This is a genomic window from Rhodococcus coprophilus NBRC 100603, from assembly GCF_001895045.1.
GTDB lineage: Bacteria > Actinomycetota > Actinomycetes > Mycobacteriales > Mycobacteriaceae > Rhodococcus > Rhodococcus coprophilus.
On the sequence record NZ_BDAM01000012.1, the window covers coordinates 105,960 to 120,426 of the forward strand.

Annotated in this window: 13 protein-coding genes and 1 pseudogene; 6 read left to right on the top strand and 8 right to left on the bottom strand. The window is 65.7% G+C overall.

Annotation, left to right across the window (positions count from 1 at the left end):
• Window positions 1–166 precede the first annotated feature (166 nt).
• Together RDCOP1_RS20510 and RDCOP1_RS20515 are read left to right on the top strand one after the other, a co-directional pair.
• Window positions 167–1,705, top strand: a complete 1,539-nt coding sequence (locus tag RDCOP1_RS20510) for a permease (protein WP_072704982.1) — start codon at window positions 167–169, stop codon at window positions 1,703–1,705.
• 44 nt (window positions 1,706–1,749) lie between these two features.
• Window positions 1,750–2,385, top strand: coding sequence for a cysteine hydrolase family protein (locus RDCOP1_RS20515; RefSeq protein ID WP_072704984.1), 636 nt, complete (start codon window positions 1,750–1,752; stop codon window positions 2,383–2,385).
• Between the two features lie 45 nt (window positions 2,386–2,430).
• Here RDCOP1_RS20515 and RDCOP1_RS20520 read toward each other — a convergent pair whose 3' ends face one another.
• Window positions 2,431–4,641 carry a DNA polymerase III subunit gamma and tau gene (locus tag RDCOP1_RS20520; RefSeq protein WP_072704987.1) on the bottom strand — a complete coding sequence of 737 codons (2,211 nt, stop codon included), beginning with the start codon at window positions 4,639–4,641 and terminating at the stop codon, window positions 2,431–2,433.
• A gap of 180 nt (window positions 4,642–4,821) precedes the next feature.
• On the opposite strand from RDCOP1_RS20520, the gene RDCOP1_RS20525 reads away from it, so the two are divergent.
• Window positions 4,822–5,463: a PadR family transcriptional regulator gene (locus tag RDCOP1_RS20525; RefSeq protein WP_072704990.1), complete on the top strand. Its 642-nt coding sequence runs from the start codon at window positions 4,822–4,824 to the stop codon at window positions 5,461–5,463.
• Between the two features lie 18 nt (window positions 5,464–5,481).
• Here the strand turns inward: RDCOP1_RS20525 and RDCOP1_RS20530 are convergent, their stop codons facing one another.
• Window positions 5,482–6,171, bottom strand: coding sequence for a GntR family transcriptional regulator (locus tag RDCOP1_RS20530; RefSeq protein ID WP_072704993.1), 690 nt, complete (start codon window positions 6,169–6,171; stop codon window positions 5,482–5,484).
• Between the two features lie 118 nt (window positions 6,172–6,289).
• Here RDCOP1_RS20530 and RDCOP1_RS20535 point away from each other — a divergent pair, with 118 nt between their 5' ends.
• From RDCOP1_RS20535 to RDCOP1_RS20545, 3 genes are read left to right on the top strand one after another with little or no spacing between them, the layout of a single operon-like run.
• Window positions 6,290–7,210 carry a sulfurtransferase gene (locus RDCOP1_RS20535; RefSeq protein ID WP_072704996.1) on the top strand — a complete coding sequence of 307 codons (921 nt, stop codon included), beginning with the start codon at window positions 6,290–6,292 and terminating at the stop codon, window positions 7,208–7,210.
• Between the two features lie 56 nt (window positions 7,211–7,266).
• A complete protein-coding gene (gene thiM / locus RDCOP1_RS20540) occupies window positions 7,267–8,121 on the top strand; it encodes a hydroxyethylthiazole kinase (protein WP_072705005.1) in 855 nt (284 codons plus the stop codon).
• Window positions 8,121–9,230, top strand: a complete 1,110-nt coding sequence (locus RDCOP1_RS20545) for an LLM class flavin-dependent oxidoreductase (RefSeq protein ID WP_072705008.1) — start codon at window positions 8,121–8,123, stop codon at window positions 9,228–9,230. The genes thiM and RDCOP1_RS20545 overlap by 1 nt, the downstream gene beginning before the upstream one ends.
• A 16-nt stretch (window positions 9,231–9,246) precedes the next feature.
• Here the strand turns inward: RDCOP1_RS20545 and RDCOP1_RS20550 are convergent.
• From RDCOP1_RS20550 to RDCOP1_RS20580, 6 genes and pseudogenes are all read right to left on the bottom strand, one after another.
• Window positions 9,247–9,738 (bottom strand): annotated as a pseudogene (locus RDCOP1_RS20550) (HhH-GPD-type base excision DNA repair protein); the annotation flags it as partial.
• Window positions 9,739–11,243: 1,505 nt separating this feature from the next.
• Window positions 11,244–11,591, bottom strand: coding sequence for a hypothetical protein (locus RDCOP1_RS20560; RefSeq protein ID WP_072705015.1), 348 nt, complete (start codon window positions 11,589–11,591; stop codon window positions 11,244–11,246).
• Between the two features lie 2 nt (window positions 11,592–11,593).
• Window positions 11,594–11,995, bottom strand: a complete 402-nt coding sequence (locus RDCOP1_RS20565) for a Gp19/Gp15/Gp42 family protein (RefSeq protein ID WP_072705018.1) — start codon at window positions 11,993–11,995, stop codon at window positions 11,594–11,596.
• Between the two features lie 385 nt (window positions 11,996–12,380).
• Window positions 12,381–12,665: a hypothetical protein gene (locus RDCOP1_RS20570; RefSeq protein WP_072705021.1), complete on the bottom strand. Its 285-nt coding sequence runs from the start codon at window positions 12,663–12,665 to the stop codon at window positions 12,381–12,383.
• Between the two features lie 435 nt (window positions 12,666–13,100).
• Window positions 13,101–13,418, bottom strand: coding sequence for a hypothetical protein (locus RDCOP1_RS20575; protein ID WP_231922853.1), 318 nt, complete (start codon window positions 13,416–13,418; stop codon window positions 13,101–13,103).
• Window positions 13,419–13,541: 123 nt separating this feature from the next.
• Window positions 13,542–14,372 carry a phage major capsid protein gene (locus RDCOP1_RS20580; RefSeq protein ID WP_072705028.1) on the bottom strand — a complete coding sequence of 277 codons (831 nt, stop codon included), beginning with the start codon at window positions 14,370–14,372 and terminating at the stop codon, window positions 13,542–13,544.
• Between the last annotated feature and the right edge of the window lie 95 nt (window positions 14,373–14,467).

Genomic DNA, 14,467 nt, shown 5'->3' on the forward strand with positions numbered 1-14,467 from the left:
TGCACATCAAACCTGCTTCTTCATAGCCGATTTCGCTGTTGACGAGGGATTTGTAGGAGATCAGTATCGTGCGACACCGGGGCGACGCGTGACGAGGGGAAGGTCGCTGCACGGCCCGGCCTCCATTTCCTCACTCGCTGTGCGAGTTCGATAGAAGGAGCCGTACGTGACCGCTGCGCACCTCGTGTTTCTGCTGGGCCTCGCGTCCTTGATCGCGGCGATGGCGCTACGCAAGAACGTCATGATCCCAGCGATAGTCGCGACGTTGGCGACTGCCTTCGCTTTCAGTGGGAGCGTCCCGAACGCAATCATGTCGGTCTTCCGGGCAACCATCACAGCCGGTACTGCGCTGTTCGAAATCTTCATCGTCATCGCTGCGGTGACATCGCTTCTCGCAGCGATGCGCGCGATCGGCTCTGACGACCTGATGGTGCGTCCCGTCAGCCGTTGGATGGTGAACGGCCGCGTCGCGTACATCGTGCTGTTCGGTTTCACATATCTCCTTTCTCTGTTCTTCTGGCCGACCCCGGCGCTTGCCTTGATCGGTGCGGTTCTCCTCCCCGCAGCGCTCAAGGTCGGCCTGCCACCGCTCGGCGCGGCGGTTGCCCTGGCGATCTCCGGGCAGGGAATGTCCATCGCATCCGATTACGTGATCGGTCTGGCACCCTCGATTTCCGCAAGTGGTGCGGGCATTCCTGCCGACGCCATCGCCGACCGCGCCCTGGTGATCTCGCTTATCGTCGGAATCACCGCCGCAGTGCTCGCGTACATACTGACAGTCCGCCCGCAGATGGGAGCGCGCGCAATTTCCGACGTCGAAGCGGATAACGAAAGCGCCGACGGCACAGGCGTCTCCGGAAATGCACTCGCCGGTACACCGTCCGGCGACCGGCCGGAACTCACCGACACGCCAGGTCCGGCCGGGTCGGCCACCTCCGCAGACGTCCTCGAGGTAGAACTTCCGGGCGTGGAGGACGACGGCACAAGGCTTACCGATCGCCCGCAACTCACCCGTGCGTGGGCCATCGGCGTGCCGGCGGCGTTCGCAGCGGTCCTTGTCTACATGCTGGTCGGACGTTTCACCGATCTCGTGCCCTGGGAAGACGGCGCGGGTGCATCTCTCGTCGGAGGCGCAGCACTCGTCTTGATGGCGCTCGTGACGATCACCTCCCGCCGGTCCGAGGCTCTCGAATTCTGCGCCACCCACTTCATCGACGGCCTGTCGTACGCGTTCAAGGCCATGGGGATCATCCTCCCGATTGCGGGTTTCGTGTACATCGGTATTCCCGACTACTCGGGTGCCGTGCTCGGCCTGGGTGAAGATGTCACGCCGCCTGCGTTCCTCTTCGACACCGTTGAAATGGTGCAGCCGTACATCCCCGACAACGGTGCATTCGTGGCCTTCAGCATGCTCTTCATCGGCATGGCGATCGGACTCGATGGATCGGGATGGGCAGGCCTTCCGCTCACGGGTGGACTCGCTGCTGCGCTTGCCCCGCAATCGGGCATGGACACTGCGACTTTGGCAGCGATCGCGCAGAACGGCGCCACCTGGACCGGTGGAGGGACCTTGGTGATCTGGTCGTCGTTGGTCGTGGTCGCCGGATTCTGCCGGATACCGGTGACGGAACTGGTTCGCCACCTCGTCGTGCCCGTCATGGCCGGCCTTCTCCTCGCGACGGGCGTCGCGGTCATCATCTGGTAACCGAAAACTTCGCACTCATAGATTCTGAGACGAAAGGGCTTCTCATGGATTCCGTCCCGTTTCGCTACGATCCGGCGCGGTGCGCACTGGTCGTCATCGACATGCAGAACGACTTCTGCTCGCCCGAGGGCTCGTTGGCGCACGCGGGTTTCGACGTCACCGCTGCAGTCGCGATGACGCCGAGGCTGAACCAACTCATCGCCACGGCACGGACGGCCGGGGTACGGGTGATCTTCGTACGTACCGAACACGACGAGACAACCGACACACGTCAGTGGCTCGGACGAGTGGGCGAGGGTCCCGATGCGGTTCGCACCGGAATCACCTGCCGCACCGGGACCTCCGGAGCGGACTACTACGGCGTCTCCCCCCGCGAAGGGGACGCGGTGATCACGAAGAATCGATTCAGCGCCTTCGTGGGCACCAATCTCGACCTCACCTTACGTTCGCTCGGAATCGATTCGCTTTTATTCACGGGGGTCGCCACAGAAATCTGCGTCGAATCGAGCCTGCGTAGTGCGTTGTTCCACGAGTACTGGGTCTCCCTCGTCGAAGACTGCGCCGCGACCTACAGCCAAGCCGCACACGATGCGTCCGTCTCCGTCGTCGCACAGAATTTCGGCACGGTCGTCACGGCAGAGAAGCTGGAGTCGTTCTGGGGCACAGTGTCGCCATCGTGAGGTGACGGCGGTGGAACAACTCTCCTGCAGCGAGCCCCGGTCCGCCTACTTCTCGTCGAGCCTTTTCGCTCCCAGAACATCCTCGAGCAGCTCGATCGCGACTTCTTCGGGGTCGCGCCGATCAGAGGGATCGCCCGGAGTGGCGGCGTCGGCGAACATCTGCTCGACATCCTCGGGTGTCACCGCCGACGGGTCGGGGGGCGCGAGCGGCACGTAGCCGGGCTCGGGTCCCGGGTCGTCGGGCAGGTCGGGTGCCTCGGGTGGCGGAATGTCGTCGTCGGCACGCGGCACCGGGGGGCCCGCCGGAGTCCCCGACGGACCGGCGGCAACCGGCGGCGCGGGAGGCGGTGTCTGCTTGGCCTGGCTCGGACGGGAGAACCGTGGTTGCCCGGACTGCCTCGACGGCGCTTGCGCGGGCGCGGCTTTCACGGGAACGGCCGGAGCGGACCCGTGCAGACACGTGACTTCGAACGTCCCGCCGAACACGTCGCCGAGGGCGGCGGCGATCACGGTCGCGTTGCGGGGTTCGGCCAACCGCTTGACCAGCGGCGCGGAGTCGTGGACCAGAACGACGCGGTTGCCGTCGACTTCGCGCACGGTGGCGCCGGACAGCATGACCTCGACGGTGCGGCTGCGGTCTCGTACTTTCGCCCTGACCTCGGACCACACCGCACGAATCGCGGCGGCGTCCGGCCCCGCAGCCACGGGTGCGGGGACTTCGGCGGCCTGCGGCGCAACTTCTTGTGCGGCAACCGGCTCCGGCTCGGGGGTGCGTTGCGGCGCCGGAACGGATCCGGGGACCCGTGGGGCAGGCGGCTCTTCGTGTTCGGGCCGTTCGGCGTCAGGGTTCGGGGCGGGGGTCGCCGTGGGTGCCGGATTCCGGTCCGGTGCCGGGGGCACGGCCGGGACGGGCGCAGGCGAGGCGGTCGGGGCGGCAGGGGCCGCGGTGTCGGGTTGCGGAGCCGGCGCCGCCTGGCGCTGGGACGGCCGCTGGAACCGCGTCGCGGCGTCGTCCGGCGCACCCACGGCCTGCGGTGGCGCTCCGGCATCTTCCGGTACATCAGCGGCGATCGTGCGGGCGGGAGGTGCCGCGGGACGCGCCGCGACGATGCCCTGCTCGAGTCGTTCGAGTCGTTGCAGGACAGCCGAATCGGTATCGGAGGCCGCGGGAAGCAGCATGCGGGCGCACATCACCTCGAGCAGCAGACGAGGCGCGGTGGCACCGCGCATCTCCCCCAGCCCGGCGTGGACGATCTCGGCGTAGCGGGTGAGGGTCGCCGGGCCGATGCGCGACGCCTCGTCGCGCATCCGCTCGAGAACATCGCCGGGAACGTCGATCAGGCCGCGCTCGGGAGCGTCGGGGACGGTGCGCATGAGGATGAGATCGCGGAATCGTTCGAGAAGATCGGCCGCGAACCGTCGCGGATCGTGGCCGGCGTCCATGATTTTCTCGACGGTGCCGAACAGCGCGGCACCGTCCGCTGCGGCAAGCGCGTCGACCGCCTCGTCGATGAGGGCGACGTCGGTGACCCCGAGAAGCGCCAGGGCTCGCTCGTAGGTGACGCCCTCGGGACCGGCGCCGGCCAGCAACTGGTCCATCACCGACAGCGAGTCGCGGGGCGAGCCACCGCCGGCGCGAATCACCAGCGGATAGACCGCGTCGGCGACCGGGACGTTCTCGCGGGTGCAGATTTCTTCCAGCAGACCGCGCATGGCGGTCGGGGCGAGCAACCGGAACGGGTAGTGGTGGGTACGCGACCGGATGGTGGGCAGTACCTTCTCGGGCTCGGTGGTCGCGAACACGAAGATCAGGTGCTCGGGTGGCTCTTCGACGATCTTGAGCAGGGCGTTGAAGCCCTGCGTGGTGACCATGTGAGCCTCGTCGATGATGAAAATGCGGTACCGGGACTCGGCCGGGGCGTAGAACGCGCGGTCGCGGAGTTCGCGGGTGTCGTCCACGCCGCCGTGACTCGCGGCGTCGAGTTCGGTGACGTCGAGGTTTCCGCCGCCGCCCGGACCGAGAGCGATGCACGACGAGCACTTTCCACACGGCGTGGACGTCGGACCTTCGACGCAGTTGAGCGATCGGGCGAGGATGCGCGCGGACGACGTCTTGCCGCAACCGCGAGGACCCGAGAACAGGTAGGCGTGGTTGATGCGCCCGGTATCGAGGGCGGTGCTCAGCGGGACGGTGACGTGCTCCTGCCCCACCACCTCGGCGAAGGTCGCGGGTCGATATTTCCGGTACAGGGCCACGCGCCGAGAGTACCGGCGTGGGCCGACACTCGGGCAGGTCGGTCCGGACGAGGGTGACTTGTTTCCCAGGTCCCGGCGACGGCGGGACGCGGCAGGTGCGCGACTTCATATCGACGGCGTTGACTAACGATATATCGCGTTCTATCTTGATCGTGTCACAACAACGAAGGAGAACGCACCATGCGTATTCACGGACACCCCCGCGGCGATCGCCGCAACCCCATCGATTCCCGCGCCTTCCCTGGCGGCCCGTTCGGACCCGACGGCCCACAGCGGGGCGGGCCCCACCACTTCTCCGGAGGACCTCACGGCCGGCCCCATCGCGGCGGACACCCGCATCGCGGTGGACGACGAGGCCGCGCCCAGCGCGGCGACGTGCGCGCGGCGGTCTTGATGCTGCTCACCGACGAGCCGATGCACGGATACCAGCTGATGCAGGCGATCGCCGACCGCACCGGCGGCACGTGGCGGCCGAGCCCGGGCGCGATCTACCCGACCATCGCGCAACTGGAGGACGAAGGTCTCGTCGCGATCTACAAAGACGGTGGACGCAAGCTCGTCTCCCTGACCGACGAGGGTCGTGCCTACGTCGAGAACCCGGAGAACGCAGCGGCAGATCCGTTCGAGGGGCACACCCGCGAAACGGAGACACCAGATCTCCGGGCAGCACTCCACGCGCTGCAGGACGCCGCAAGGTCGGTCGCTACGAGCGGTACCGATGCCGACGTCACCGCAGCACACAAGGTGCTCACCGATGCGAAGAAGGCGCTGTACCGGATTCTCGCCGACGGTGATGCGAGCGCGTCACCCGAAGATGAGTGAGCAGGCCGTGGCCCGCGACTAGCTCCCCGCGAACAACCGGATGCGCTGCTCACGGCTGCGCTCGAGGTGTGCGCGCATGTGCTCGCGGGCTGCGGTCTCGTCCCGCGCCCGAAGGGCGTCGAGGATCTGCGCGTGCTCTTCGTTGAGCACGTCGGGCTCGCCGTAGTTCGACGGCGGGCCGGAATCGTAGATTCGCAACTGGGTGGTCAATCGCACCAGCAGAGAAGTGATCGTGGAGTTGTGCGCCGCCTGCCACAGAGCTTCGTGGAACCGGAAATTACCGGTCCGCACCGCAGCTTCGCCCGTCGCGCCGCAACAGGAATCGTGAAGCCGCTCCAGCCTGGCCAGATCCAGGTCGGTGTGCCGGATCGCAGCGGCTCCCGCCGCCTCCGATTCCAGCGCCACGCGCGCGGCATAGATTTCGATCACGTCCTCGGGGGTCCCCGAGCGCACGCGGAAACCGCGATTAGCGCGCTCGAGCAGCCCGTCGTGGGCGAGCCAGTTCAGCGCCTCCCGGATCGGCGTCCGGGACGCTCCGTAGGTCTCACTGAGCTGAGTCTCGTGCAGTGCCGCTCCGCGGGGGAACTTGCCGGCGAGGATGTCCGAGCGCAGACGGAGGTATTGCTTGGACGTCTGGTCGTCGCGCCCGGTCGGTGGCTCGACGAGGAGTGAGCTCCCCAGGTCTGCCGCAGTGTCCTGCTCGGTCATGTACGCCCCCGTGTCCTGATCCGGTGTGTCCGCCGATTATGCCACCGCCGACACGCGAATACTTGCGTATACGCTATCCTCGTCTCAAAAGCAGCGGAGATCGACGAGAGGATGCACGGTGCCCGACCAAGCGCCACGAGCCGAAAAGGTGCTCATCAGCGCCGAGACGCTGGCACGTGCCCCTCGCGCGTACACGATCCTCGACGCGACCGTGTCCTTCCCCAAGCCGCGTTTCGACGGGGACTACCGTCCCGAATCCGGCTACGCAGCCTGGCGTGAAACCCATCTTCCAGGTTCGCTGCACGCCGATCTGCTCGGAGAACTGAGCGCCCCCCACCCCACCCTGCACTTCTCCCGTCCGGCCGCCGACAGGCTCGCGCAGGCTCTGGCCGCCCTCGGAGTCGCTCCCGACTCGGAGATCGTCGTCTACGACGAAGGCGGGATGACCTGGGCATCGCGCCTGTGGTGGATGTTGCGCAATGTGGGGATCACGGCGCGGGTGCTCGACGGCGGTCTCGCACGCTGGACATCGCTCGGCCTGCCCGTGGACACCGGTGACGCCACCGATCGACCCACCGCGTCGCCGCGGACCGGCCTGATCGATCTCGGCCTGTGGCGGGACCGTGACGATGTTCTCGCAGTCGTGGCAGGCGAGGCCCCCGGCACCCTGGTGTGCGCACTCGACCACGAGCAGTTCACCGGCGCAGCCACCACCAGATACTCGCGCCGGGGGCACATCCCCGGGAGCCTGAACCTCCCCGCCAAGAGCCTGATCGACGGTGGCGTCGTGCGGTCGGCACCGGACGTCGCCGAACTGGCCGACGCGGCCCTCGCCGATGCCTCCCGCCCCCTGATCCTCTACTGCGGCGGCGGCGTCTCCGCATGCCTTGCCGCTCTCGCACTCGTCCGGGCGGGGCACGACCGTCTCGCGGTCTACGACGGATCGCTCGAGGAGTGGTCGGCAGATCCAGCACTACCGATGGTCAGCGAAAGGGCCGGCACCGAATCGGCCGGCACAGAAGGGGAGGGCGACGCATGATGCGATGTCCCCGGTCCTGATCCCGGCTCCGAATCCCCTCTCCGACAGGATCTTCTGTGTCTACTACGACGAACGCCCCCACCGTCGACGATCTGGCCTCCGCCCTCGAAGCGCTTCGCGCTCGGGTTCCGCTGGTCCAGTCGCTCACCAACATCGTCTCCGCGAACTTCCTCACCAACGTGCTCCTCGCCGCAGGAGCCAGTAACGCGCACATCGACAATGCGCACGAGGCAGGAGAATTCGCGCGGATCGCCGGCGGTGTCCTGATCAACCTCGGCACGCCCGACGACGGAACTGCCGTGGCATTCACCCGCGCCGCCGAAGCAGCACACGAAGCGGGAACCCCTTGGGTTCTCGACCCGGTCGGAGTCGGTGGCCTGTCCTGGCGCACCGGTCTCGCCGCCGATCTGCTGAAGTTCCGGCCCACCGCCGTCCGCGGCAACGCGTCGGAGATCATCGCGCTGGCCGGACTCGGCGGGGACACCCGCGGGGTCGACAGCGCCGACGAAGCCGCTGCCGCGGTGCCCGCGGCACTCGCGTTGCTCGAGCACGCGGACGTCGTATCGGCATCGGGCCCGGTCGACTATCTGGTCGGACGGGACCGCGACGGACACCTCACCGGACTCCGCATCGCCGGCGGCAGCGCGATGCTCCCCCGCGTCACTTCCACCGGATGCTCGCTCGGAGGGCTCGTCGCGGCATACCTCGCGGTTGCCCCGACGCCGCTGATCGGCCTCGCTGCCGCTCACGCCCACGTGGCGGTCGCGGCCGAGATCGCCGAGGAGAACTCCACCGGTCCGGGTTCGTTCGCGGTGGCCTACCTCGACGCACTGTTCACCGTCGACGCGGCGACGCTGCGCGCCCGCGCCCGCATCGACACACTCGATCTCCCGACTAAGGACGCACACTGATGGGCATCAAAACCTTCTGGTACCTCACCCAGGCGGACGGCGACTACCCCTGGACCCCCGGCGGGTTGTACCCGGTCGACGGGCAGCGACAGATCGAACTGGCCAAGACCATCGACGACGGCGGCTTCGACGGTGCGCTCGTGGCGACCTGGCCGAACGACCCGTTCATCTCGGCGACGTGGGCTGCCGCGCACACCAAGAAGATGAAGTTCCTCGTGGCGATCTACGCCAACATGACGCCTGCGCGTCTGCTCGCCGAGAAGGCACTCACGTTCGACGCGTTCAGCGGCGGCCGGTTGATGATCAATTCCGTCAACGGCCGCGAGAACATCCTCACCAAGTACGACATGAACGTCGAGCACGACCGGCGGTACGAACTCGGAGAACAGTACTGGGACGAGTTCCGCCGCATCTATGCCGAAGGCACGGAGTCGAACTTCCCCAACACCCCGCTGCGCATCGATCCGCCCGGCGGCGACCACGCGGTACCGCTGTGGGGCACTGGCGATTCCCCGGCGGGACTGCAGAACTCCGGAAAGGTTCTCGACGCGTACCTGGTCATGCTGCGCGAAAACGCTTTCGTGCAGGACAAATTCACCGCAGCACGCGAGTCCGCGGCCGCCGCGGGCCGCGAGTTCACCGACTTCGGTGGACTGTCCGGCGTGATCGTGCGCCGCGATCGCAGCGAAGCGATCGACCGGTTCCGCTCGCTGTTCGAGAAGACCGGGATCGACCGGATCCGCGAGGTTCTCGACAACGCGGTGCGCCGCCGGACCGGCGGTCAGCAGACCCTGGAAACCTTCACAGCCCGCGACGCGCAGCGGCAGGGATGGGTCGACTCCATCAACGCCGGCAAGCTGCCCGAGCCCGAGGACCTCTACCTCGGCGACGGCCTGTACGCGGGTATCACGGCGTGGTCGCCGCTGGACATCTTCGCCACCGGATCGTCGGCTGTGTACTACGTCGGGGAACCGGACGAGATCACCGGTCACGTGCGCACGCTGCGCGACACCACCGGCTTGACCACGCTCATCCTCGCCGGATGGCCGCTGATCGACGAGGCGAAGAACGTCGCGGAGTTTCTGATCCCACGGTTCCGCGAACTGTGATCCCGGCGAAGGCGGCCTAGGTTTCCTTGGCCGCCTTCGCGGCAGCCTTGGCTGCCTTCTTGAACTCGCGCACCTCGAGAAGCGTCTGCTGGTCGACGACATCCGCGATCGATCGTCGCGAGTTCTTGTCGCCGTAGGCGCCCGCGGCCTCTCGCCAGCCCTTCGGCTCCACACCGACCTGCTTGCCGAGCAGCGCAAGGAAGATGCGTGCCTTCTGATCGCCGTAACCCGGCAATGCCTTCAGTCGTTTGAGCACTTCCTTGCCGTCCGGGTCGCCGGACGTCCAGATCGCTGTGGCGTCACCGTCGTAGTGCTCCACGAGGTACGCGCACAACGAGTGGATTCGTTCACCCATCGATTTCGGAAACCGGTGCACGGCCGGCGGCTGCGCACACACCGCGACGAAATCGTCGGGGTTCATTTCGGCGATCTCGTGGACATCGAGTCGGCCGAGCCGATCCGCGATCTTCTTCGGCCCCGCGAAGGCGGTTTCCATGGGGACCTGTTGATATGTGCCCACGGACTGTGGACATATAACGATCGACCCCCGAGGTGTTAGCGCACCTGCTGGGGGTCTAGGCCACAACGGAGATCCGCCGTCATGAACCATGGAAGCAGTGTAACCACAGCTACCCGCCCTCGTCCTCGGACGTTGTCACGACACGACCGGGAGTGGATCTACGCCAATTGCTGCGCCCGTCTGGAGGCGCACGGAGTCAATCCTCGGCGGGCGAAGACGGTTACCGCCGTCTACGAGTACCTGGAACGGCTCTCTGCTGTCTTCCCTGACAACACCGACGCAGACGATCCGATGGTGAACCCTTCGGTCGAGCGGATCGCAGAAGAGACCCGGTCGAGCCTCCGAGGCGTGAAGCACGCCCTTGCTCGTCTGGGAGATCTCGGGCTCGTTCGTACCGTCCGGCGTACGGGCCGGGCGGCATGGCGTGCGCTCACCAATTCGATTGGCCGGATGCTCGCGAAGCGAGGTGCAAACAACACACGTCGCGAGGTGCAAACAAGCACCCGCGCAGGTCAGCCCCCCTATATATCTCTTTATGATCAGAAAAATGATCAGCGGGCAGGGTCGGCACCGGCGGAACGTCGCGGATGGGCGTCGTCTACGCCGACGACCCCGACGCCTCCGAGGTTCGTCCCGACGCCTGCAACCGGTTCGTCACCGGAACTCCGGGCCAAGCTGCGGACGGGCTGGCGGAACCTCGCGAAGCGAGGGGATCGGTTCTGAGAGCCACGCTGAGGGTCTTACGGGAACTCGGTGGCAGGTGGCGTCACACTGTGCTCGAGGCCATGGTCGGTGCATCCCGCCACGACACGCCGTACGGGCCCCTGAACGTGCACGTCGGCAAGGTGCGACCTGGGAATATCACACCTGTAACTCACAAGATCCTGGGTTCTGTGTATCTGTCGGACACAAGGTGTAGTGTCTAGACCGCCAGACAGGACAAGGCCCCCACCCGGGGGTTAGATCCCCGAGTCGGGTGCGCTTGAATGCATTTCTCCGATGCCTTTCGAGCGTAACTCAGGCTAGCTTGCTCCTCCATACGGGGGGTGGGTTTCACGGGATCGTTCTTGATTTCTCCGGCGGAATGGGAGGTGGGGTCATGAACCCCATCCGTTCAACTCGCGTGTCCCGCAGCACCAAGACCGTTCGTGTTCCGGTGCGGATCAAGAGTGGTAGTACCACCACGACGAAGTCTGTGCCTGTGAAGGTCAACACGGTCACCCGCACGACCACGATTCGGGGGCGGTGAAGATGAGTAAGGGCAAGGGCTCCGGGAAGGCGCGCAGTGCCATCACCGGAAAGTACGTGAGCAAGTCCTACGCGACCTCTCATCCGAAGACAACCGTCGTGGAAGGCAAGAAGAAGTAAGGGGCCGGTGCTGGGAGTTGCCTCGGTGGCTCCCAGCACCTACCTCTATCCGGAAGTCTGCTTGAGCGTCCAGGTAGCTACGGCATGGCGCGAGTAGTCGAGTAGTCGAGTAGTCGACTCTGCGATCACCTGCGGAGCATCACGTACTCGGCTCGCGCCGTACGCGGCGAGCCACTGAAGATCTGCGGGTCTCCGTCGAGCGCGTACCGCTTGCCTCTCCACTCGACCTGCGACTGAGCACCGAGCAACTCGGGGTAGCCGACCAGGCGCAACCGGTACTTGATCGAGGTCTCAAACCCGATCTTCTGTGTCTCCGGGCTGGCGCTCATCACGCCGATGTTGACCGGCTGCACAACAGCCTTGAGGACGATTCCCACCTTCGACGGCTTGGTGAACTTGTTGCCGTCTTCGTCGATGGTCAGGGTCTCGGGGTAGACCGTGACGGTCTCGTTTCCACGGTTGAGGATGCTCACGATCAGCCACCTGCCCCGAAGAACGACGACTCCCGGCGCGGTGCCACGAGGTTCGGCACCAGCGAGTGCATCTTGCTCGGTCGAACACCGAGCGTCTGCCACTCCTCGGGGAGCAGCCGTAACGTCCCGTCGGCGGTGTAGGCCTTCTGATACGAGAACCCACCGTCCGACTCGGAGACGAGCCCGTCTCCGTGCAGAACCACCCGTAAGACAGCCTCAGCCTCGATGTCGACCACGTCTGCCTGGTCGATGTCTCCGGCTGCGATCTGTGAGGCCAGATCCGGGATCCGGCGAACGATCATGCGTTCGACCTGTTCGAGTCGACGTGCGACCATCGCGGTTTCCTCGGGCGTCAGCTCGCGCCCGAGTACTGCCTGGACATCCTCAGCGGTTGCGTGAGCCATCGCGCATCTCCTTCCGGTTGGTCTTCAGAACGGAGAGGAGCTGCTTCACGTTCAGCTCCGGGTGACCACGCCGTGGTCGGCGCAGTGTGTAGTTCTTACGTGGCATCTGGGATGCCTCCTGTCAGTACTTGGTGATAGAAGTCGGCAGCCGACAAACCGGCTGCGTTCATTACGGGAGCGGCCAGCTCGTGCCCGCGACCAGGCACAGAGCCATTGAGCCAGTCGGCTACGTTGCCCCTCAGCGACTGGTAGTCACCGGGGGTACACAGACCCCCGAGTAACCGGAGATCGTTCGGGAGAAGGGCAGCCAGAGCCTCAGGGCTCGAGGCTGAAGGCTTGCGATTACGTCGCCTGGTCTGCGACATCCCAGTGCCTCGGGCCATGGCTAGTCCTCCTCGGCAGGTGCGAAGTTCAGTCGAGCGAGGAGCTGGGCGAGCAGGGCCCGCTGGACGCGGACCTCAGCGATCAGCGGATGGATCACCATTTGGCCGGCACTGCCTCGGACTGTCAGTGGCTGGCCAGCAGTCGCACGGTCCAGCTCGGCGATGGTGTCGGTTACGCAGCAGGTGTGAGCGAGGATCTCCAGCTTGGCTGGCTCGTTGTCCAGGTCGTACTCGTCCAGGACGGTCTTCCAGAGTTTCTGGCCTGCCGACCCGAAACCCTTCGGCATTCGTGGCCGCATAGGCGTTTCAACCCCTTAATGAAAAGTAGGAAATAGCCCTTGATCAGGGCATCTGGTGAAAAATCAGGTTCTGAAAACCGCACGTGATGTCTCGGGCGCATAACGTCCCGGTCAAAGAGGGGGGTGGGAGGGGATACCCCCTGGGTAGGGGTCGCACCGTGTCTGACCTGCGTAAACGTCGGATCGATCGGTGTCACGAGGCTGATCCAGCCTGCAGGCAGAGACTCGACACCAGACAACCTCAAGCAGAGGCCGGACTACCCGACCTAGAGACCTCGGCAGGACTCCCACCGAGGACCAGGCCTTACCTCCTCGGCCTCCAGCCTCAGGGCCTAGACCCCACCTGACCAGACCTCCACCCGAGCTACCTCGGCTCGGGGGCCTGGGCACCCTCCTGGGCATAGAGCCCTGGCTTGTGCAGCCTTAGCCGGTAGTGACCCGTCCTCTGCGGATGTCCTGCCACTGCTTCGGGGTCACGCCTGCCTCCATAGCCAACGTGCGGAGCTTGAACCCGAGGTCGAGATACCGGCTGCATTCGTCGCTGAGGGCGACTACCTGTGCCCACAACTCGTTGGTCAGCTCGAAGTCTCCGAGTGCCTCACAGGCCCGTTGGGCGTTCTCCAGCTCGTGCGCCACTGTGCGGCAGAGGTAACAGCAGTACTTGCGCTCCTCGAAGGCTGTACCCTGGCAGCCTTCGCGCTGACACGGAACGAACGTACGGGGGTTACTGGTGTTGGCCATGGCGGGTCTCTCCTTTGTGAGGGCGTCTGAGACGCCAGAAGGGCACCTCGTAAGGTGCCCCTCCAGCGTTGTATTCAGTTGTGCCCGAACAGGATCAGTCGTTCGGGGTATGTCAAGTTGCTATCAGGCAGCAACAGCGTGCAGGCGCACGATGCCCGACGGGTTGGCATGGCCGAACCCGATTCGAGCCACGGCGCGGACCTGAGTCGCGTCCGAGCCAAAGGCGGCATCGGTGGACATGGTCACCGCGGTGCCCTTGCGAAGGACGGTCATCACCTGCGAGGAGTCCAGGGCCCAGGCGTTGCCAGCGGTCACCGCAGGCGAGACCAGGGCGATAAGACCAGCCAGCTTGATGCCGTCGTCCACGCTCTCGATCAGGCCCTGGTTCGAGCCGGAAGCGGTCTTGGCCTTCGAGAGGGCCAGGGCCACGTCAGGGGCCAGAACGATATGGGTCAGCTCGGCACCGTTGGCCATCGCCTTCGACTTGGCATCGTGGACGTAGTCGAGCGTGGTCCAGCCTGCGGTCGTATCGACGACCTGGACACCCTGGACCGAGAGGAGACCGCTCGGGCCGTGGGTGACGGTGTCACCGAAGAACGCGGCATCGACCTTCTTGCCGATGTCACGGGCCAGTGCCTTACCGATCATCGCGGCCACCGCCGGATCGGTGTCCTCGACCGACTCGTTGGAGACCTGGGTCAGACCGGCGACCTTGGTCGGGACCACGACGACCTCGTTGGTCACCGGATCGACGAGCGTGATCGGGGTGTTCTCGGCGTACCAGCCGGTCTCGGGATCGGTGACCAGGATCGGGAAACGAACCTGATGCTTACCGGTGTTGACGACGGTTGCAGCCTGGAACGCAACCGCCTTGTCGGTGATCTCGGCATCGACGAGCTTGCCGTAGTCCTCGGGGGTGAAGGCGTTCTGCAGGGCGGTGTTGGTGGTAGCCATGAAATGTCCTCCTGGACAATAGGAAAGGCCCCTGGCTCGATTGCCAGAGGCCCATAGGGGTAGTGAATCAGGAGACGGTCACAGACCGAATCCCA

Coding starts and splice junctions, on each gene's coding strand:
- RDCOP1_RS20515 (WP_072704984.1), top strand. CDS start 1,750: ATGGATTCCGTCCCGTTTCGCTACGATCCGGCGCGGTGCGCACTGGTC.
- RDCOP1_RS20525 (WP_072704990.1), top strand. CDS start 4,822: ATGCGTATTCACGGACACCCCCGCGGCGATCGCCGCAACCCCATCGAT.
- RDCOP1_RS20530 (WP_072704993.1), bottom strand. CDS start 6,171: ATGACCGAGCAGGACACTGCGGCAGACCTGGGGAGCTCACTCCTCGTC.
- RDCOP1_RS20545 (WP_072705008.1), top strand. CDS start 8,121: ATGGGCATCAAAACCTTCTGGTACCTCACCCAGGCGGACGGCGACTAC.
- RDCOP1_RS20565 (WP_072705018.1), bottom strand. CDS start 11,995: ATGGCTCACGCAACCGCTGAGGATGTCCAGGCAGTACTCGGGCGCGAG.
- RDCOP1_RS20570 (WP_072705021.1), bottom strand. CDS start 12,665: ATGCCGAAGGGTTTCGGGTCGGCAGGCCAGAAACTCTGGAAGACCGTC.
- RDCOP1_RS20575 (WP_231922853.1), bottom strand. CDS start 13,418: ATGGCCAACACCAGTAACCCCCGTACGTTCGTTCCGTGTCAGCGCGAA.
- RDCOP1_RS20580 (WP_072705028.1), bottom strand. CDS start 14,372: ATGGCTACCACCAACACCGCCCTGCAGAACGCCTTCACCCCCGAGGAC.